The sequence below is a fragment of the Staphylococcus sp. GDY8P47P genome (genome assembly GCF_016892225.1).
Taxonomy (GTDB): domain Bacteria; phylum Bacillota; class Bacilli; order Staphylococcales; family Staphylococcaceae; genus Staphylococcus; species Staphylococcus borealis.
Window position 1 is genome coordinate 1 of sequence record NZ_JAFENV010000011.1, and the last position, 21,242, is coordinate 21,242.

The following is a 21,242-nucleotide window of genomic DNA, read 5'->3' on the forward strand; positions in this document are numbered from 1 at the left end:
TAAATTGACAACTCAACATATAAAAAAACAAATTTCTTATCATATATCAAGGGTGGTTCGATAATAAATAAATTAAAAGTTAAACGAATACTTCAAGACTACGTTAATTTTACATTAATCAATGTGATTATAAATATATTGAACTACTTAGACCGATTTATATTACTACCTATAATAGGGCCAGTATTAGTGAATGTATACTTTATCGCCTCAACAGCTAGTAAAATGATAGGTCTTGTAACTACGCCAATGAATAATGTCATACTTTCATACTTAAGTATTAAAGATAGTCATGATAATTTAAAAAGATTTGTCCAAATTAATATAGGAGTTATTATTGCAAGTATCCCTATGTTTTTCATTGTAAAATATTCTTCGCTATTAGTTGTATTTGTACTTTATAATACTTATATAAGTAAAGTAACAGCGATAATAAATTTGGTCGTAATTATATGCATTTTACAAATATTCAATAGTATATTCCATCCTTTTGCAATGAGAATGATTCATTCAAGAATTATTTTCTTTATTCAAATTGGATATGGAGTTATTTATTTAGTGATAGCTTTTATTGGTAGTAATTTATATGGCTTGCAAGGTTTCTGTTGGGCCACAATTATTGCTATGTTAATTAAATTGATTGTTACGAACTTAATAGTATTTAGAATAACTGCCTTAAAGAAAGGAATGAGTAAAAGTGAAAAATAATAAAGAAGTAAAGTCAAGAAATTTAATAATTAATAATGTAATAATTAGCCTTCTTATTATTTTGCTTTTTATAGGTTCATTAAACGCAAATGGCAGTGAAATTGGAATTTTATCATTAGGTATAGTTGTAGCTTTTACAAATGTGTTCTATTTTCTTAGAGTAATTTATAGACGACAAATAAAATTATCTGATGCTATTATTTTATTATTGACTATTATTTATATTATTATTTCACTGATCTCATCTCAAATTGGTTTGGGTAACAAAGGATTAACAAATACATTTGAGTTCGTTGCATGTATTGGTGTATATTTGTATTTCTCAAGCAGTGATTGGAATGAAAAAGTAATACATAGTATTTATAGAATAAGTATAATTTTTGTTTCACTACACTTTTTAGTTTGGATAGCTCAAGGATTAGGGCGTCAATTCTCAAGTATTTATCCTAATTCAAATATATTAGGACCATTTATGTTCTTAGCGATGTATTTCATCTTAATGAGAATATTTACAACTAGAAAAAGATTTACTCCGTATATATTTCTATTTATTGCCTCCATACTCTTAATAGCAAGTGATACTAGATCAGTTCTATTATCAATTGTAGTAGGTATAATCATTTATATGTTTTGGAATAAAATTATAAAGTACAAAATAGGGAGTATTATAACATTTTTGATAATAGTTATTGGATTTGGATCAATTGTCTTTTTATACCCCAAATTACCAAGGTGGAGTCAATATGGGAAGCTGGAGTCTTGGATGTTAGAGCATACAGGTAAAAGTATAATGTCTGGACGTGCTGATATCTGGGGCAGATTAAGTAACCTTATTGATTTAAGACCAACGTTTGGTTTTGGTCCTAATACTGTTGCCACAGATGTTATTGGCCGAAATGCATCTTCGCATAATTTATATATAAATATGGCACTTCAAACTGGATATTTAGGTTTGATAATCTTTATTTTTATATTATTTACTATTTTCATGAAATATGTTTATAGAGGTCAAAATAAATTGGTTAGATTATCAGCAGCTGGCTTTATAGCAATTTTGGCTCACCAATTATTCGAAATAACTTTAGTGCAGAATCAATTGTCAATCGGATTATTTCAATGGGTTGTAATAGCAACTGGTGCAGGAATGACTCTGAAAAATTATGACGTTAAAAAAGAAAGTGAGGAAATTAGTAATGAAAAAGAAGTCGCCAGTATTTAAAATTATTGTAGGATTACTAATTTTCTTGCTTATATTGGTTGCGGTTGTTGTAGGTTATTTATTTATAAAACTTAAATCATTAAATGATAGTGTTAATACGCCTCTAAATAGGTCTCATTCTGAACTAAGAAAAACTTCTACTAAAGAAGGAGATCCTATGACGGTTGTTTTATACGGTATAGATAGTGATTCACAGCGTGCAAAAGAAAATTCTGGGCAGCGTAGTGACTCTATCGTATTGATGTCAATTAATCCTGATGAGAAAAAAACTGTAATGGTAAGTGTGCCCCGTGATACACGTGCTAAAATCGTTGGACATGGAACTACTGAAAAAATAAATCATGCTTACGCTTATGGTGGCCCAGATATGGCTGTTAAATCGCTTGAACATTTAATGGGAGTGCCTGTCGATCATTATATATCTATTAATATGGATGGCGTAAAAACGGTAGTCGATGAGATTGGTGGAGTTACACTTACGAGTAATGGCTCTTTCACAACTAGAGATTCTAGTAATACTTATCAGTTCACTAAAGGGAAAGAATACAAAATGGACGGTAAAGAAGCTTTAGCATACATGCGTAGTCGTAAGGAAGATGGTGCTGGCGGAGATGAAGGTCGTCAATTACGTCAACAACAAGTGATTACTGCAGTTGCAAGAGAAGCATTCTCTGTTAACTCAGTAACAAAATTGAATGGTATTTTTAAAGCTGCTCAAGATAACTTGAAAACGGACTTAAGTTTCGTGCAGTTAAATCGCTTCAAATCTGATTATGACAAAGCACAAGACAATGTTGAACGTTTAACAATCAATGGTCAAAATGCGCTTGGCGATGACAACTTGTATTACTTCTATCCTGATAAAAATAGCTTAAATGAAGTAAAACAGAAATTAAAAGAAAACTTAAATCTTAACTAAATGAAAGCACTTTGTCGATGACTTTAATCATTGACAAAGTGCTTTTTTAATCACTATGATCACTTCATATACTTTCAAATACATATCATACAAAAGACAAATAACTACTTTTAAACTAAGTGATCATGTTTATTTCTTATTAATTTTGATTTGAAGTGACATCATCGCTAAAGAAATCAAAGATGTTTTTAGCGTTATCTGTATTATCGATATTGCCACGGAATTTTTCTGAACCTGGGCCTTGTGTATAAATGTCTACATCTTCACCGGTATGACCGTAAGTTGTCCAACCTGTATGTGATGCTTCGTTGATTGGTTTTTGAATCGCATCTTGTAATGTCGTTGTTGCTTTTGCTACGTTTTCATCGTCATCGCTTTTTGCTTTGTCTTGTGTGTCTTTAAGTGCTTTAGTCGCATCTTTCACTTTATCCATTTGTTTAGAAGGGAATTCGATGCCATAGCCTTCGTTGATTACTTTTTCAGGGTCTTTACCGTCTACAATTTGCTTTGTCATGTATGAACCTGAATGTTTCATATTACGAATGGCTTCAGGTTTCCATACATATTCATCGCCTGAGCCCATTGATAAACCACCAGTAGCATGGTCGGCTGTTGCAACGACTAATGTATCTTTATGATTCTCAGCGTATTCCATTGCTTTTTGGAATGATTGATCGAAGCTAGACATTTCAGACATAACGCCTGTGATATCGTTTGGATGTGCGGCTTTATCGATTGATGCACCTTCAACCATTAAGAAGAATCCATTTTCATTTTTCTCTAATTTGTCTAATGCTGCGTCTTGCATATCAGCTAATTTTGGTTCATCAGCTGATGCGTCAATTTGTAATGGCATATCTTTTTCAGAGAATAAACCTAAGACTTGATCACTTTGTGAATTTGCAAGTTCATCTTTGTTTGTAACGTAATCATAACCGTCTTTTTGGAATTTATCTGTTAGGTTACCATTGTCTTTACCGAAGTATTTAGCGCCACCACCTAATAAGACGTCTACTTTATGTTGACCATTAATTTTATCATTATAGAATTGTTGTGCGATTTCATCTTTCTTACCGCGATCGTCAACGTGCGCAGCATAAACGGCAGGTGTTGCGTCAGTAATTTCAGCTGTTGACACTAAGCCAGTTGCTTTGCCGTTTTCTTTAGCTTGTTCTAACACGGTTTTTAATTTGTTTTTGTTTGTGTCTACACCGATTGCACCGTTATACGATTTATGTCCAGTGCTTAATGCTGTACCGGCAGCTGCTGAGTCTGTGATGTTTTCTTTTTCATCATCGTTATGTGTTTGGTGTGCACCTATTAAGTATTTGTCGAATGATGTTTTTTCAACTTCTTTAGTATCAGGATTATCTGCAAAGTGACGGTATGCAGATGTGTGTGATTTACCCATACCATCACCGACCATGAAGATAACGTTTTTAGGATTCTTCGTATTACCTATTGCCATGTAATCTTCATCTTGTCCTTGTTGGCCTTGATTACCTTCGCCAGAACCTGATGCATATGACACGTGTGTCGTCCCTAACACGGATGCAGCTAAGATTGAACTCGCTAGCGTTGTCTTACCAAATTTGTTGATGAAACTCATTTTAAAAAAAGCCCCCTAATATGTATAGTGTGTAGTTGTTACACTCTTTATATTAAGAAATTTTATTTGATTTTCAGTTAGTATAAAGTTATTTTTAAGTTAAGTAATTGTAAACAATTATTAATGTATAGAATTTATTTTATATTTAGTTTTATCAAATATTGCAAGCTTTATACTTTTACATTGTTCTTTAATAAGCTATAATACGTATAAATAAAATAGTTTGTCTTATTAAGAGTGAGTGGAGGGAATTGGCCCTATGAAGCTCCAGCAACTGCGTTTGACGTGAGGTGCTAAATCCAACAGGGATTCCTGAAAGATAAGAAGATGTCGGTGAGCGCTTCTTATTTAAGGAGGGCTATTTTATTTACCCAAATTTATAAAAAGGTGGTAAAACATATGGCAACATTGCAAGAGCTATTTGAACAATTAGATTATTGGAAGCAGTATTCACCAAAGCGTTATGGTGGAAGTATGATGAAAGTGGCTAAGATAGGAGAAACTAAAAAGCAAATATACGATAGTGTTTCTATTGAGGATATTAGAACGTACATCTTAAATAAAAAGTAATAATGGATTTTCATCGGCATAAATGATTAGACATTATAGTATAAGAAGCGGTACGTTGAAATCGTTATGATTTTGGTATCGCTTCTGTTTTATGATGTTCATTTTATAAGTAAAGTTGTAAAATGAAGACGAAGACGATGTAGCTATCGACTATAAGAAATAGAGGTGTTCAATCGATGATATTAATTATGTTATCACCACTACTTATCATTGGATTTATCGCATTATCAATCATGGAAGAACGTAAGCGTAAAAAACGAACTGAACATAAAGATGCAGAATTAGAAAAGGAAAAGAACAAAATTTCAAATCCTGACTATGATGATAATGATAAAGCATAAAATTAACGTGTAATGAAAGGTGAGCAATATGAAAGTATTAATCGTGGAAGATGACTTTGTCATTGCGGAAAGTTTAGAGCAAGCGTTAGCGCAGTGGCATTACGATGTCATTGTGGCCAAACAATTTGATAATATTCTTGATGAGTTTCAAACACATCAACCACAACTTGTGTTGCTCGATATCAATTTACCAACATATAATGGTTATCATTGGTGTCAAGAAATTCGTAAGACATCTAATGTGCCAATCATGTTTATTAGTTCAAGAACGGATAATATGGATCAAATTATGGCAATCCAAATGGGCGGCGATGATTTTATTGAGAAACCATTTAATCTATCGCTGACTGTGACTAAGATTCAAGCATTACTACGTAGAACGTATGATTTAGCAGTCTCTAATAATGAAGTTACGGTCAAAGATTGCAAGCTTGTTGTAGACGAAGCAACGCTTTACCACAATGATGAATCCGTTCAATTATCTTTTACCGAATTACAAATTTTGAATATGCTGTTTCGTAATGAAGGTAAGTATGTCAGTCGTACAGCTCTAATTGAAAAGTGTTGGGAATCTGAGAATTTTATCGATGACAATACGTTAGCAGTAAATATGACGCGTTTGCGTAAGAAATTACAATCAATCGGTATTGTAGATTTAATTGAAACGAAGAAGAATGTTGGATATAAGGTGTCGTAATGATGGTGAAAGCATTTTTAAAATCGATTTTAAATGAAATCATTATTGTCGTGATGTTTCTGCTATTGTTTTTACTTATCTTCTTTCTCTTTAATTTGCCACTGAGTGCCTATGTATTGGGTGCAGGAATTATACTGTTTATCATGGTTATCTACTGGTTAGTACAGTTAAGTGGCTTTAAAGCGGAAGTTAAGAAGGAAGATTTGATTCATGAACTTGAATATGAACTGCAACATGTTAAGAGTAATCAAACTGCGTATCAAGAGAGTGTGGAGAACTACTTCTTAACTTGGGTGCATCAGATGAAGACGCCTATTACAGCATCTAAATTATTATTAGAACGTAACGAAGAGAATGTCGTCAATCGTGTACGCCAAGAAATTATTCAAATTGATAATTATACAAGCTTAGCCTTAAGTTATTTGAAACTAATGAACCAGGAAACGGACATGTCCTTTTCAAAGGTATCCATTAATGATTTAGTGCGGCCATTAATTATGAAATATTCGATTCAATTTATTGACCAGAAGACTAAGATTCATTATGAACGGTGCGAAGATGAGGTGCTCACAGATGCACAATGGTGTTCAATCATGATTGAACAACTATTGAATAATGCGTTGAAGTATGCTCGAGGGAAGGATATTTGGATTACGTTTGATCAACAACAACGCGTCTTAACCATTCGTGATAATGGTATCGGCATTAGTCGAGCGGACTTACCGAAGATCTTTGATAAGGGCTATTCAGGTTATAACGGTCGGTTGAATGACAAATCATCTGGTATCGGCTTGTTTATCGTTAAACATATAGCGCGACATTTACATCATCACGTAGATGTTCAGTCTGAACTTAATCAAGGTACCGCATTTAGTATTTATTTCCCGAAAAATAATTAAACTTTCAATATTGTAAGCTAGCCAACAACATTTGTAAGAAATTATCAATGTTGTTGGTCTTTTTTTGTTTTATGATAGAGATAACAATAAAGCACTTGAAGTAGTCTTAGCACAAAGCATAGGATGCCATCTTGAATAAGACTACTTTAGATAACAGAACTTTTAAGAAAGTGAGGGTAAGACGATGTTATTAGACGTTAAGAATGTAAAGAAAACGTTTGGTAGAGGACTGAATGCGACGACAGCGCTGAATGGTATTTCGTTCACCGTTAATAAGGGTGAGTTTGTAGCGATTATGGGTGAATCGGGTTCAGGTAAATCTACGTTACTAAACTTAATTGCCACGTTTGATAAAGTGTCTGAGGGTCAGATCACAATTAATCATCAAGATATTCGCAAGTTACGTAATAAACAAATTGCACATTTCCGTCGTGATAACCTTGGTTTCGTCTTTCAAGATTTCAACGTGCTGCCAACGATGACCAATCAAGATAATATGTTAATGCCCCTCGTTCTTGCGAATCGTTCGCATAAAGTGATGGCGGAACGGATTAAATCGTTGAGCGCTAAGCTAGGTGTTGAGACATTGCTTAATAAATATCCATATCAAATTTCGGGTGGTGAACAACAACGTATTGCGATTGGTCGTGCCTTAATCAATGAACCGGATTTATTACTTGCAGATGAGCCAACGGGTGCGCTCGATTCAAAGACATCTAAACAAATTATGACGTTGTTTCGTGATATTAATGATCATGCACAAACGATACTCATGGTCACTCATTCAACCATTGATGCCGCTTATGCGCAACGCGTATTGTTTATTAAAGATGGCCGTTTGTATCATGAAATCTATCGAGGAGAGGAATCGCAACAAGCATTTCAGAAACGTATCGCTGATAGTTTGGCCATTCTAAATGAAAGAGGGGACTAATATGACCATACACTTGTTATGGAAAATGATTGCTCAGAATTTCAAAATGCAACGACATGTCATTATGCCCTTCATACTGGCACTGGGTATCATGTTCGCAGCTGAATTTATTCTACTGTCACTTAATATGAATACATATGTGCAACAACGTAGTCAGCTATTGCCGATATTTATTGGCATTGGCAATTTCTTTATGAGTGTCTTGGGGTTCATATTTATCTTATATGCGAACCGCTTCATAATGAAACGTCGTCAGCAAGAACTTGCGATGAATATGATACTGGGCATGGAGAAGAAACATTTCCGATTGATTATGCTGATTGAAATGTTATATCAGTATATCTTCATTGCACTCATCAGTATTATCGGTGGCTATCTCTTTGGTGTGTTAATCTTTATGCTGATGAACAAACTGATGCATCAAACGGGTATGTCAGTCATGGATTATCCGTTTAATGTGAACGCAATGCTTATTACATTAGCCTTACTAGCAGCAGTGATGTTATTGCTATTCTTCATTAATAACGTGAAAATCATGTTCCAAAGTCCTATCAAATTAATTTCTCAACGTCAGAGGTCTGAAAGAAAGCTACCACAATTTGTGTTGTATATCTTGCTCGTTATTGGCATCATTACGTTATTTAGCAGTTATCATATTGCCCTTTCTAATCAAATGATCTTGCGCTCGCTATATAATTTGTTCGGTGCCATTGGGTTGGTCATGATTGGGACGTATTGCTTATATTTATCGTTAGGCGTTTTACTATTAGATTGGTTAAAGCGTATTCCAAGTTTGTATTATAATCCGAAATATTTCTTTACGATTTCAGGTTTACAATCTAGGATGAATTCGAATGCCATTGGGCTCGCGAGTATTACGATGTTATGTACCTTTTTAATTGTCACTGTTGGCATGACGATTTCAACGTATCGTGGCATATCGAATCAAGTGGATGCCATTATCTCAGATCAATATAGAGTTTCAATCAATGGTAATATTCATAATAATCCGAAGACCCAGGAGAAGGTGCGTCATTTAGAACGTGATATTCAAGCACATGCTAAAGTTGATTTCTTTAAAAAGAATGCAGTTTCACTCATTGCGGTGGATTACAAACAACCAGGATTATTTAAACATCGTAATAATAAAGATTATAATATGACGATTAATAGTGCCTATCTCGTGATTATGACACAGCACGATTATAATGAGCTAAACACGAAGAAGGTTAAGTTGAAACATGGTGAATTAGGATTTGAAAGTTTAAATCAACCTTTTAAAAAATTAAGCACGGCAACAATGATGGGAGACCAATTTAATATTAAACAAATAGATGGTCATAACTATTCCTATCCAGTTCCAGGATCGTTAACTATTATTACTCCAGATGATAAGACATTCCAACAATTAACCAATTATTATGTCAATGCTGATAAGAACGACCATCATGGCACGCAGAAAGTTCAAAACACATTTATGCATTTTAATATCATGACAAAGCACACATCTGACTTTGATAAAGTGAAAAATAAACTAATGCAACGCTATAAAGTGAGTATTGATGATAAAAGAGAAGTGGCAGGCACATTATATGAAATCAATGGTGGGCTTATCTTTATTGGAACGGTAGTGTCTATCATTCTATTCATAGGTACATTCTTAATGATGTATTATAAAAATGTTGCAGAAGGTTATGAGGATCGTAAAAATTATCAAATTATGCAGCAAGTGGGAATTGAAAAAGCGCGTATTAAAGCTACCATTAATAAACAAATTATCTGGATATTTGCATTACCGATTATTGTGGCAACGATGCATGTGATCTTTGCCTCCAAGATTATATTTAATGTTTTAGGCATTCTCAATGTGAACCGCATTGGTGTGTTTGTGACCAGCTATGTCGGTGTCATCATATCGATTGTTGTGATTTACGCCTTAATGTATTGGATTACCTCACGCATTTACTACATGATTGTTAATCGATACCATTAAATATTTGCGTTAGAAATTTGTTATACTTTTTGGAAAATAAGTGTAACCTAGTCCGCGCAAGGGTATAGAACAAGAAAAGGAGGCGTAAAAATGGCTAATCAAACAAACGATTATACATCGCATCAAACGCAAAACAACAAAATTAAACGCACAGTAGAACATATTCTTACTTGGTTAGGGGTTGCATTACAAGCATTAATTGCAATCATGTTCTTAGTTCTTAAACCATTAATGAGTAATGATAGTTTCAAAGATCAAATGATTAGAGAGTCTCAAAATCAAGGTAATACACTCTCTGCATCTGAAATGAACCAAGGTTTCGATGCCTTAGGTAGCTTCTTCAGTTTCTTAACTTGGGGTGCCGTGATTACATTGGTATTAGCAATCATCGGTGGTATTCTTATTAGTAAGAAACCTAAAATCGCAGGTATCTTATTAATTATTGCAGCACTAGTTGCCATCATGTCTAACTGGATTAGTGCTATCCTTTGGATTGTAGCAGGTATCATGTTATTAGTAAGAAAAGGTAAGAAGAAAGACACTTATGACAATGGTTACTACGACAACAATAACCGTAACCATGACTATGATAACCGTCATGACGATAAAGCGGTTAACGCTAAAAATAATGCCTTTATTTTAGATGAAGAAGATAAAGCAAAAGAACAAAGCGCAATTAAAGAACATTATTCAAATGATGATGTGCATCATGATCGTCAGCAACATTCTAATGAGGATGTGCGCAATGGTAGCCATCAACATTTAAATCATAGTGATGATAACAATCGTTACGTAAATACGCGTCATGATTCTGAACATAATGTGGACCATGACCGAGATGAACATAACAACCATACGCAATATGGTTCTCGTAGCGATAGATATCAAGATGAAGCGCATAAGGATGTAAGTGATTTTGAACAATCACAAGACAATCATAAAGATCAAGATTTTGTACGTGAAGAAGCGGACAAATTGAAAGATAAAAAAGATAACGATCCTTACAAATATTAAAAGTTGAGTCGTTTAAAGAGTGAGACGAATGTCTCGCTCTTTTTAATTGCAATAAAGAAGTCGGCGACGCTCCTAAGTTAGCATCACCGACGTTACGTTAATTTCTATTATACGGATAAATGAATTGGATAAATAAAATGAATTTTCTATAATGCTACTAGTCTGAGTTTCTCTCAGACACGACCTACATCACTATGGCACACATGCTACAATAATCAAGTTGTCTGGCAGTCACCTCTATTACGCTGTTTAAAGTAAAAAATACGCAACCTTCACACATAGGAAAGTCACGTAAATGATAGATGTAAGCTTATATGAAATAAGGCATAGTTATCTAAACCTTAAATATGATCTACAATTCCGTCCACACTTTCCTACGCTAGTACGACCTAGTTCAGGTTCAAAGGGTTTGGAGTCATACTCCATCTCAGTTTAAAACACCCCTAGTGCATATATTTATACTATATATTTAATTTAGTAGTTTTAAATCTAGAAGTCAAGGCTATACAATGATGCGTTGTGATTATAGCGTGATAAATTAATATAATAATATTAACTAATTTTATTGGAAAAAGTATTCTTATTATCATAAAATGAACATTGCATCATTTTGATCATCGTGAAATAATCACTTTTCAAAATAAGACATCGTTAAACGAATACATCGTAAATGGAAGGAGGTTCAACATGACCTATACGATTGGGTTAGTGCCATCGCCAGGTGTAGCACATAAGCTAGTGGAACATGCGATACCTAAAATCAAACAGCAGTTGCATGAACGTATTGATGAAGTGGATGACTGGCACTTCGAGCGTAAAGTAGATTTGTTAATAGGTTCTGCTGAAGATGTGCATGAAAGTATTGATAAAGCTGCTGAGTTGAAGGAAAAACATCAATGGGATGTCGTCATCTGTATTACGGATTTACCAAGTATCTCCGGTAATAAAGTCGTGATTAGTGACTTTAATAGTGAGAAACGTGTGTCAATGCTCTCATTACCTGCGCTAGGTTGGATCGATCTAGAACGTAAGTTAGTGAAAAGTATGACAACGCTCGTCGAACAGTTATATCACAATAATACGAAAGAACGTCCGAAAGTGCATCCGCTTATTCAGCCTAAAGCAGTTGACCCTAGAGAAGATGATAGTCCAAAGAGACGGTATATTAATCGGTTCTTAATATTAGGCTGGATTCAACTTATTTTAGGTTTGACACGCGCAAATGAGCCATGGAAGAACTTGTTTAATTTCAAGAAGATTATTTCGGTTGCGTTTGCCACTGGGACTTATGTATCCATCTTCTCGATGCCATGGGAATTAAGTGTTCAATATTCAACCATCAGATTTATTGTTCTCATGATTATTTCTATATTAGGGATGGCTGGATGGCTATTATATGCGCATCAACTATTTGAAGAAAAGACGGCGAAATCACAACGTGTGTATCGTTATACCTATAATGCAACGACATTACTCACTTTAGTCATGATTACATTGATGAATTATATTGTTTTATATGTATTACTTTCCATCAGTGTCTCATTATTCGTACCTGTGAGTTTATTTAATAATTGGACAAGTGCGAACCCTGACTTTACATTTGTGAATTATTTAAAATTATTATGGTTTGTATCCTCACTTGGGTTATTAGCCGGGGCAATGGGTTCCACTGTAGAGAATGAAGAGAAGATTCGTCGCATTACGTATTCGTATCGTCAGTATCATCGTTATAAAGAAGCGCAACAAGAAGAAAAAGAGAAAGAAGCACAACAATCACAAGACGTATCACATCGTGAAGTTGAACAGTCTTCATCAAACAATGAAAGCAATGATGATGAATCCTATGAAGGTAAGAAACAAGACCATAGAGAGGAGGATGACGCATGAATGAAGCGAAAACAATCGGTTTAGTTGTAGCACCGGGTGTGACAGAGAAACTTGCTGAAAGTTTAATGGACGATATTCCGAATATCCTGTCTCACCAGAATAACAACCAACACGAGTGGAAAGTGGACCTTGTGGTTGATCCTCTGACTGGTTATGCTGAATCGGTAGGGAAAATTTTCAAAAAAATACAAGACTATCATGATCAGCGCCAATGGGATTATGTTGTAGCTATCACAGATTTACCTATGTTTCATAATGAACGTGTGTTAGCATTGGATATCAACAAGAAGAACGGCGCGGCTGTATTCTCGTATCCTGCATTTGGTTGGCGCCCGGTTAAGCAACGTTTCAAGAATGCGATTATAGCAATTATTAATGAAGTGCATCATTCTGAAGCGGAAAACAGTGACTATGATAGCCATAATGAGGTCGCATACGCAGTTAACAAACAATTCCCATTTTCTAAAATTGAAAAAACTGAAGTGCGTCTAGATGAAACAGGCAATGATCATTTACGCTATTTATCTAACACACGGTCAATGGGAATGATTCGTCTCGTTAGTGGTATGACCTTTGCGAATAACCCGCTTAACATGATGGCCAGCTTAAGTAATATTGTGGCAATTGCTTTCACTACAGGCGCATTCGGCTTAATATTTACCACTATGTGGCAGATGAGCATGGAATTCTCAATGTGGCGCCTCTTTGGTATCTCAGTGATTGCAGTGTTAGGTATGTTGCTTTGGATTATGATGTCCCATGATTTGTGGGAGTCAGTAAAACAAAGTCGTAATAAACGCATTACATGGTTATATAATTTAACTACTGTGATGACACTATTTGTAGCGATTATTATTTATTATTTTATTCTCTACATGTTATTTTTAATTGCTGAATTGGTATTATTACCAGCTGATTTTCTAGGACAACAGGTTGGTTTGAAAGGGCCGGCTGGCATCGATTTATATCTTAGCATTCCATGGTTCGCAGCATCTATTTCGACTGTTGCAGGTGCTATTGGTGCTGGACTATTGAATGACCAATTAATTAAAGAAAGTACGTATGGTTACCGACAACAAATGCGATATGATGACAGAAATCAGAACGAGAATGATTAAATTGAAGTCGAGAAGCGCAATGCGTTTATCGGCTTTATTTTTTTAGACACGATTAAAAAATGATAGAAAATCACGGTTGCTTACTTTAAAATGAACTATAACGTGGATGTCGACATAGATAAAAGACCTAATCTCACACCCAACATCTAGATTTAACAGCATGAAGTGAAAGAAGGTAATATCATGAGATTTTGTCCTAAGTGTGGTAACAAGCTGATAAACGAGCAACATTTTTGTAATAGATGTGGCTATGATTTACATCTATTTGAAGATATTTCAGAAAGCGTGCAATATGAACCGTCTACTCATAAAACAAGGATTTGGCCATTTGTATTAATTGGGTTGGTCGTTATTGGCATTATCGTCAGTTGTTGTTTTGCGTATTATCATTTCTTTTTAAAGGAAACAGAACATCCAAAACAGACTGCGACTACGACGACGCATGTGAAGAAAGAGAAAGCGACAACGGATGAAGATAAAGTGTCTAACGATCCTGTTAAAGCTGAAAAGCAAAAAGCCAAACAAAAAGAAGATGAAAAGCACAAAGTGACAGATACGACGCAATTACAAGGCCCTAAAATTGATGTCATGAGTGAAGATTTCCATAGATCATTTATGCAAAAGGATACAAGGGATGCTTATATGGGCATTAAACTAGGCATGACTAGAGCAGAAGTAGAGAAACGATATGGAATTTCAAATCGTGTCTTTCATAAAATAGGAATGGATTATCTTTATACCATTTATGGGAACTTAGCAGTGGCCTATAAATTGAAAGGTAATACTGAAGTAGTAAGAGAAATTGGCGTTTCACCTTCAAATGTTGACGAACGTACATTTATTAGTAAATACAGCGATTATGAAGAAAACAGTGATGCGGGAGTTTATATTTATAATACTGTGAAAAATAATGGCTTTGAAATTTTAGTAGACACAGATAACGGTAAAATTGCACTTATACAATGTATACCTGAAAATCATGACTAGAGAAAAATTACAACAAGAGTTAGATAATATAATAACGCTATTTTGCAAATTTGCAGTAGCTGACTGATTTGAAAATACGCTTAAATCAATCTTTTTTCAAAACTAGTCATCCTTAAGGTGGCGGGCGGAGCCCCACCAAATAGAACTTCATCAAAAAATTATACAAGCAAAGAGTTGGGCGTGGGCGACGAATTTAAAGAGAATTCTGTTCCACTCCCTACTTCTTTTTATATTTCTCTCCAGCACCTTGACTTTATAGCCGAAACTCGATAAAGTAGTAACATATTATTCTGACAATTCTGATAGGTATTAGATTAATAAATTTGTGAAATTTTAGGGGGGACCATAAGTTTATGTCAGTACCGGCAATTACATATGAACATTTTGAAGGTGACCCTTTCATTGATACGATGTCTACTGATGACGCTACGAAAGGCGCGTATCAAATATTAGAATGGGCGTATCGCACATATGGTGATTCCATTGTTTATTCATGTAGTTTTGGAGCGGAAAGTATGGTGTTAATTGATTTAATTTATCAGATTAAGCCTGATGCACAAATTGTTTTTCTAGATACGGATTTACATTTTCAAGAAACGTATGACTTAATCGATAATGTGAAAGCACGTTTTCCAAAGCTTCGAATTGAAATGAAGAAGCCCGATTTAACCCTTGAGGAGCAAGCTGATAAGTATAATCCTGCATTGTGGAAGAATAATCCTAATCAATGTTGTTACATTAGAAAGATTAAACCTTTAGAAGAGGTGTTAGGTGGAGCTGTGGCTTGGGTTTCAGGTTTGAGACGCGATCAATCGCCAACACGTGCACATACCAATTTCATTAATAAAGATGAGCGTTTCAAATCAGTTAAAGTGTGTCCATTAATTTATTGGACAGAAGATGAAGTTTGGGATTATATCAAGAAGCATGAGTTACCTTACAATGCATTACATGATCAACATTATCCTAGTATTGGTTGTATTCCATGTACGTCGCCTGTATTTAATTCGGATGATTCTAGGGCCGGACGATGGTCTAATTTTGATAAAACAGAATGTGGCTTGCATGTTGCTGATAAACCATAATACGTATGGGTAAAATTTTTTGAATATAAAACATAGTATTCTGATATGTTTTATATTTAGGGTGACAAATTATGCCTGGTAATAGTGTACAGATGGGCATATTTCTTACATAATAAAAGTAGTATAAAGCTATTATCAAATCATTGTTATTTTACGGAATAAGAGGTGGATGCAATTGAATTTAAGTGTTACAAATAGTCCTTTTACAGAAGGGCAAGCGGCACAAATTAATGAACTATTACAAACACTTACGCCTGAACAAAAAGTATGGTTAAGTGGATATTTAGTAGCTAACCAACAATTAACATCAAATGGAGCGATACCATCACAAACTGCTTCACAGTCAGTTAATCAAGACGGGTTAACGGAAGGTACAGAGACAATGCTCAAACAAAATGAACCTGTGCTTACACCAGAAAAAAGAGCAATCACACTCTTATATGGTTCAGAAACAGGTAATGCACAAGGTTTAGCTGAAATATTTGAAGAGCGACTATCAAATATCGGTCATAACGTGACATTGAAAGCGATGGATGATTTCAAACCTAAGCATCTTAAAAATGTTGAAGATTTATTCATAATTACGTCTACGCAAGGTGAAGGAGATCCGCCTGACAACGCAGCAGAATTACATGAGTTTATTCATGGTCGTAAGGCACCTAAGCTTGAAGGCGTACGCTTCTCAGTGCTTGCTTTAGGTGACCAAACGTATGAATACTTCTGTCAAACAGGTCGCGACTTTGATAGAAAGTTAGATGAATTAGGGGCAGAACGTATTTATGATCGTGTTGATTGTGACGTAGATTATGAAGAAGACGCTGAAAAGTGGATGGCTAACGTTATCAATGCAATTGATACCGCACCGGAAGGCACTCAAAATGAGCAAATTGTGAGTGAGTCTATTAAATCAGCGAAAGAGAAGAAATTCTCTAAAGCTAATCCGTATCAAGCAGAGGTCTTAGAAAACATTAATCTTAACGGCCAAGGATCTAATAAAGAAACGCGTCATATTGAGTTTCTATTAGATAACTTCGGTGAAGATTATGAAGTTGGTGACTGTTTAGTCGTGCTACCTCAAAACGATCCGGCATTAGTTGATTTACTAATAAGCACATTAGGTTGGGACCCGAATGATCAAGTTCAAATTTCGGATGAAGGTGACACACTAAGCTTGGAAGAAGCGCTAACGTCTCATTTTGAAATTACGAAGTTAACGAAACCGCTTCTAATCAATGCGGCAGCATTCTTCGAAAATGATGAACTTAAAGAAAAAGTCAATGATAATGAATGGGTTCAAAATTATATTGCAGGTCGTGACTTAATTGATTTATTAAATGACTTTGCGACAACAGAATTGCAACCTGAAAATTTATATCAATTATTAAGAAAATTACCACCTAGAGAATATTCAATTTCAAGTAGCTACGAAGCGCTACCAGATGAAGTGCATATTACAGTTGGTGCTGTCAGATATAACGCGCATGGTCGTGACCGCTCAGGTGTATGTTCCGTTCAATTTGCTGAACGTATTCAACCAGGTGACACAGTACCGATTTACTTAAAACGTAATCCAAACTTTAAGTTCCCTAAAGAGGGCGATACACCAGTAATCATGATTGGTCCTGGTACAGGTGTTGCACCATTTAGAGCTTACATGCAAGAACGTGAAGAACATGGCTTTAAAGGTAATACGTGGTTATTCTTCGGAGACCAGCATTTCACTACGGATTTCTTATACCAAACAGAATGGCAAGAATGGTTGAAAGACGGCGTGCTAGGTAAGATGGATGTGGCCTTCTCACGTGATACAGATGAAAAAGTATACGTCCAACATCGTATTGCTGAACATAGTAAAGAATTTAATGAATGGCTTCAAAATGGTGCTTCAATTTACATTTGTGGTGATGAAAAACACATGGCGAAAGATGTACATGAAGCTATCCGCAGCGTTCTAGTGAAAGAACAACACTTATCTGAAGCGGATGCTGAAGCATATCTTAAACAAATGAAGAAGGACAAACGTTATCAACGCGATGTGTACTAATAGAAAGGGTGGTACTTAATGGCTAAGACAAATAAGCAGATGTCAGATGAACTGGATAAGAAGCTAGATGCTTTAGAATATTTAAAAGACGAAAGTAATTATTTGCGTGGGACAATTGAGCAAGGCTTAGCAGACCCACTTACTGGTGCCATTTCAGATGATGACACTAAACTATTGAAATTCCATGGTAGTTATCAACAAGATGATAGAGATTTACGCGATGAACGTCGTAAACAGAAGTTAGAACCAGCCTATAGCTTTATGATTCGTGTACGTCTACCTGGTGGGACTGCGACACCTGAACAATGGATTGCCATGGATGACATTTCAAACAACTACGCAAATCATACATTGAAATTAACGACACGTCAGACGTTCCAATTTCACGGCATTTTAAAAAGAAATTTAAAAACATCTATGAAGAAAATTAACGAATCAGTACTTGATACGATTGCGGCATGCGGGGACGTGAATCGTAATACAATGTGTAATCCTAATCCATATCAATCACATATTCATAAAGAAATTAACGATTATGCAACTCAAATCAGTGACCATCTATTACCTAAGACGAATACCTATCATGAAATTTGGTTAGACGGCGAAAAAGTATTAGATTCTTCAGAAGAAATCGAACCAATGTATGGTAAGAAATATTTACCACGTAAATTTAAAATTGGTATCGCACTACCGCCATCTAATGATATTGACGTGTATTCTCAAGATATCGGGCTTATCGGTATTGTTGAAGATGGAACACTTATCGGATTCAATGTCACAATTGGTGGCGGTATGGGTATGACACACGGAAATACCGATACGTACCCACAAGTTGGTCGTTTAGCTGGCTTTGTTCCTAAAGATAAAGTCGTTGATGTTTGTGAGAAGATCTTAACCATTCAACGTGATTATGGTAATCGTGAGAACCGTAAGAACGCACGTTTTAAATATACAGTTGACCGCTTAGGCGTAGATAAGGTTGTCGAAGAATTGAATACGCGTTTGGGTTGGGACATTGAAGATGCGCGCGACTTTGAATTCGAGCACAATGGTGACCGTCTAGGTTGGATAGAAGGTGACGAAGGTGTTTGGAATTATACGTTATTCATTCAAAATGGACGTGTGAAAGATACAGAAGATTATCAATTAAAAACGGCATTACGAAAAATTGCAGAAACACATACGGGCGACTTCAGATTATCTCCAAATCAAAATTTAATTATTGCGAATGTAACTCCTGAGAAAAAAGAAGAAATTCAAAATCTCATCGATCAATATGGTCTTACAGATGGTAAAAATTATACAGGACTAAGACGAAACTCTATGGCATGCGTTGCATTCCCAACATGCGGTTTAGCTATGGCTGAGTCAGAACGTTATTTACCATCATTAATTTCTAAGATTGAAGATTTATTAGATGAAGCGGGTGTGAATGATGAAGAAATCACAATCCGTATGACAGGTTGTCCAAATGGTTGTGCAAGACCAGCACTTGCAGAAATTGCATTTATTGGTAAAGCACCAGGTAAATATAATATGTATTTAGGCGGTGGCTTCAAAGGTGAACGCTTAAATAAATTGTATAAAGAGAATATTGGAGAACAAGAAATTCTTGAAAGTTTACGTCCAATTCTAATGGACTATGGTAAAGAACGTCTTGAAGGTGAACACTTCGGTGACTTTGTTATTCGCTCAGGTGTTGTAGCCAAAGTTCATGGCGGACAAGATTTCCATAGTTAAAGTTTGAGATAAGTTGTTTTAAACGGGGTGACAACATGGGGAAAGTTTATCTAGTAGGTGCAGGACCTGGCGATCCTGAGTTACTAACGATTAAAGGTATGAAAGCCATTCAAACGTCAGATGTCATTTTATATGATCGCTTAGTTAATAAAGATATTTTAGAATTAGCTAAACCTGGGACGAAGTTCTTCTATTGTGGTAAAGATCCAAATAAACATTCCTTGCCACAGGAAGAAACCAATCGTATGTTGGTCAATTTAGCGAAAAAAGGTCATGTTATCACTCGTTTAAAAGGTGGTGACCCATTCGTCTTTGGGCGTGGTGGTGAAGAAGCGGAGATCTTGGCACATCATCAAATTCCATTTGAAATCGTGCCAGGTATTACATCCGGTATTGCTGCACCGGCTTATGCAGGTATTCCTGTCACGCATAGAGATTATAGTTCGTCAGTTGCATTTGTAACGGCGGTGAATAAACCAGGTATGTCTAAAGATGATTATTGGGCACATTTAGCACATGGCCCAGAAACACTGTGTGTGTATATGGGCGTCAAACGCTTACCTGAAATTTGTCATTTACTTATAAATCATGGTAAATCCATAGACACTCCTGTGGCGCTCGTACATTTAGGTACGACATCGTCTCAAAAGACCATCGATGGTACATTAGGGAACATCGTAGAACGCGCTTCAGAAATTCAAAATCCAGCTATGATTATTATTGGTGATGTTGTCCAAATGCGACACAAAATCAGCTGGTTTAAAGAACAAACTTCAGATTTAGAAATGACGTTACCTTAATTTTAATAAATAAAATATGAAACATAATTAATGTTCAAGGAGGAAGCAATATGAGCAGTATGCCACTTATGATTGATTTACAAGATAAAAAGATTGTCATTGTTGGTGGTGGGAAAGTAGCAACGAGACGAGCAACATCTTTAGTAGAATACGGTGCCCATGTTCATATTGTTAGTCCTTCAATCACCACAGAATTACATACATTACTGCAGCAACAACGTGTCACGTGGTCTGAAAAAGGTTTTGAACCACAAGATATAAGTCACGCATATCTAGTCATTATTGCGACTGATCAACCAGAAGTAAATCAATACGTTAAAGATAGTTTGCCAGAAGGTATGCTATTAAATCATGCGGCTGATGCTTCTGCTGGCGATGTGACGTTTCCTAGTGTGCTGAAACGTGGCAAATTAACCATTAGTGTATCGACTGATGGTGCAAGTCCTAAATTAGGACGACAAATTATATCGACATTGCAAGATACTTATGATGAACGATATGAAAACTATATCGATTTTTTATATGAAAGTAGACAACGTATTAAAGCGTCAACGATAGAGCCATCTAGAAAGCAAGCATTATTACAACATGTATTGTCTGAGGACTATTTGGATGAGGAGAAACAAATTGAATTCATGCGATGGCTTCAATCACAAGTTTAATGTCAGGGGGCATGTG

19 protein-coding genes and 2 riboswitches are annotated in these 21,242 nt (G+C 35.4%); of the genes, 18 read left to right on the plus strand and 1 reads right to left on the minus strand.

Features of this window, described 5'->3' with window-relative positions; all coding sequences use genetic code 11:
- The first annotated feature begins 225 nt into the window (after positions 1-225).
- Genes JVV30_RS03090 through JVV30_RS03100 form a run of 3 tightly spaced genes read left to right on the plus strand, consistent with a single transcriptional unit; the run spans position 226 to position 2,846 of the window.
- Positions 226-708: an MATE family efflux transporter gene (locus tag JVV30_RS03090; RefSeq protein WP_204193350.1), complete on the plus strand. Its 483-nt coding sequence runs from the start codon at positions 226-228 to the stop codon at positions 706-708.
- Positions 698-1,927, plus strand: a complete 1,230-nt coding sequence (locus tag JVV30_RS13475; RefSeq protein WP_070855213.1) for an O-antigen ligase family protein — start codon at positions 698-700, stop codon at positions 1,925-1,927. Before JVV30_RS03090 ends, JVV30_RS13475 begins: the two co-directional genes overlap by 11 nt.
- The gene (locus JVV30_RS03100) at positions 1,902-2,846 is read left to right on the plus strand and encodes an LCP family glycopolymer transferase (protein ID WP_239469300.1); all 945 of its coding nucleotides are present in this window, start codon (positions 1,902-1,904) and stop codon (positions 2,844-2,846) included. Before JVV30_RS13475 ends, JVV30_RS03100 begins: the two co-directional genes overlap by 26 nt.
- A gap of 139 nt (positions 2,847-2,985) precedes the next feature.
- On the opposite strand, the gene JVV30_RS03105 is transcribed toward JVV30_RS03100, so the two are convergent.
- Positions 2,986-4,455 carry an alkaline phosphatase gene (locus JVV30_RS03105; protein ID WP_070855215.1) on the minus strand — a complete coding sequence of 490 codons (1,470 nt, stop codon included), beginning with the start codon at positions 4,453-4,455 and terminating at the stop codon, positions 2,986-2,988.
- A 225-nt stretch (positions 4,456-4,680) separates the two neighbouring features.
- Positions 4,681-4,781: riboswitch (SAM riboswitch) on the plus strand.
- 73 nt (positions 4,782-4,854) lie between these two features.
- Between JVV30_RS03105 and JVV30_RS03110 the strand changes: the two genes are divergently transcribed.
- The 15 genes from JVV30_RS03110 (at position 4,855) to JVV30_RS03180 (ending at position 21,226) form a co-directional block, all read left to right on the plus strand.
- Positions 4,855-5,025 carry a hypothetical protein gene (locus JVV30_RS03110; RefSeq protein ID WP_174841336.1) on the plus strand — a complete coding sequence of 57 codons (171 nt, stop codon included), beginning with the start codon at positions 4,855-4,857 and terminating at the stop codon, positions 5,023-5,025.
- 176 nt (positions 5,026-5,201) lie between these two features.
- On the plus strand, positions 5,202-5,366 hold the full coding sequence (locus JVV30_RS03115; RefSeq protein ID WP_176747959.1) for a hypothetical protein: 165 nt from the start codon (positions 5,202-5,204) through the stop codon (positions 5,364-5,366).
- A 28-nt stretch (positions 5,367-5,394) separates the two neighbouring features.
- Complete coding sequence (locus tag JVV30_RS03120; RefSeq protein ID WP_070855216.1) at positions 5,395-6,063, plus strand: response regulator transcription factor; 669 nt, start codon at positions 5,395-5,397, stop codon at positions 6,061-6,063.
- 2 nt (positions 6,064-6,065) lie between these two features.
- The gene (locus JVV30_RS03125; RefSeq protein ID WP_070855217.1) at positions 6,066-6,962 is read left to right on the plus strand and encodes a sensor histidine kinase; all 897 of its coding nucleotides are present in this window, start codon (positions 6,066-6,068) and stop codon (positions 6,960-6,962) included.
- Between the two features lie 184 nt (positions 6,963-7,146).
- Entirely contained in the window at positions 7,147-7,896 is a 750-nt protein-coding gene (locus tag JVV30_RS03130; protein ID WP_053028952.1) for an ABC transporter ATP-binding protein, read from the plus strand.
- Between the two features lies 1 nt (position 7,897).
- Positions 7,898-9,889, plus strand: coding sequence for an FtsX-like permease family protein (locus JVV30_RS03135; RefSeq protein ID WP_204193354.1), 1,992 nt, complete (start codon positions 7,898-7,900; stop codon positions 9,887-9,889).
- 90 nt (positions 9,890-9,979) lie between these two features.
- Positions 9,980-10,903, plus strand: coding sequence for a DUF4064 domain-containing protein (locus JVV30_RS03140; RefSeq protein WP_204193357.1), 924 nt, complete (start codon positions 9,980-9,982; stop codon positions 10,901-10,903).
- A gap of 354 nt (positions 10,904-11,257) precedes the next feature.
- Positions 11,258-11,358: riboswitch (TPP riboswitch) on the minus strand.
- Between the two features lie 232 nt (positions 11,359-11,590).
- Complete coding sequence (locus JVV30_RS03145) at positions 11,591-12,790, plus strand: 5,10-methylene-tetrahydrofolate dehydrogenase (protein ID WP_204193358.1); 1,200 nt, start codon at positions 11,591-11,593, stop codon at positions 12,788-12,790.
- On the plus strand, positions 12,787-13,908 hold the full coding sequence (locus JVV30_RS03150; protein WP_070855221.1) for a 5,10-methylene-tetrahydrofolate dehydrogenase: 1,122 nt from the start codon (positions 12,787-12,789) through the stop codon (positions 13,906-13,908). The genes JVV30_RS03145 and JVV30_RS03150 overlap by 4 nt, the downstream gene beginning before the upstream one ends.
- Positions 13,909-14,091: 183 nt before the next feature.
- Complete coding sequence (locus tag JVV30_RS03155) at positions 14,092-14,895, plus strand: zinc-ribbon domain-containing protein (RefSeq protein ID WP_070855222.1); 804 nt, start codon at positions 14,092-14,094, stop codon at positions 14,893-14,895.
- A gap of 353 nt (positions 14,896-15,248) precedes the next feature.
- Complete coding sequence (locus JVV30_RS03160; protein WP_070855223.1) at positions 15,249-15,980, plus strand: phosphoadenylyl-sulfate reductase; 732 nt, start codon at positions 15,249-15,251, stop codon at positions 15,978-15,980.
- Between the two features lie 175 nt (positions 15,981-16,155).
- On the plus strand, positions 16,156-18,024 hold the full coding sequence (locus JVV30_RS03165; RefSeq protein WP_204193359.1) for an assimilatory sulfite reductase (NADPH) flavoprotein subunit: 1,869 nt from the start codon (positions 16,156-16,158) through the stop codon (positions 18,022-18,024).
- 18 nt (positions 18,025-18,042) lie between these two features.
- A complete protein-coding gene (gene cysI, locus JVV30_RS03170; protein WP_204193360.1) occupies positions 18,043-19,764 on the plus strand; it encodes an assimilatory sulfite reductase (NADPH) hemoprotein subunit in 1,722 nt (573 codons plus the stop codon).
- Positions 19,765-19,799: 35 nt separating this feature from the next.
- Positions 19,800-20,564 carry a uroporphyrinogen-III C-methyltransferase gene (cobA, locus tag JVV30_RS03175; RefSeq protein WP_070855226.1) on the plus strand — a complete coding sequence of 255 codons (765 nt, stop codon included), beginning with the start codon at positions 19,800-19,802 and terminating at the stop codon, positions 20,562-20,564.
- Between the two features lie 50 nt (positions 20,565-20,614).
- The gene (locus JVV30_RS03180) at positions 20,615-21,226 is read left to right on the plus strand and encodes an NAD(P)-binding protein (protein WP_070855227.1); all 612 of its coding nucleotides are present in this window, start codon (positions 20,615-20,617) and stop codon (positions 21,224-21,226) included.
- The last annotated feature ends 16 nt before the right edge of the window (positions 21,227-21,242 follow it).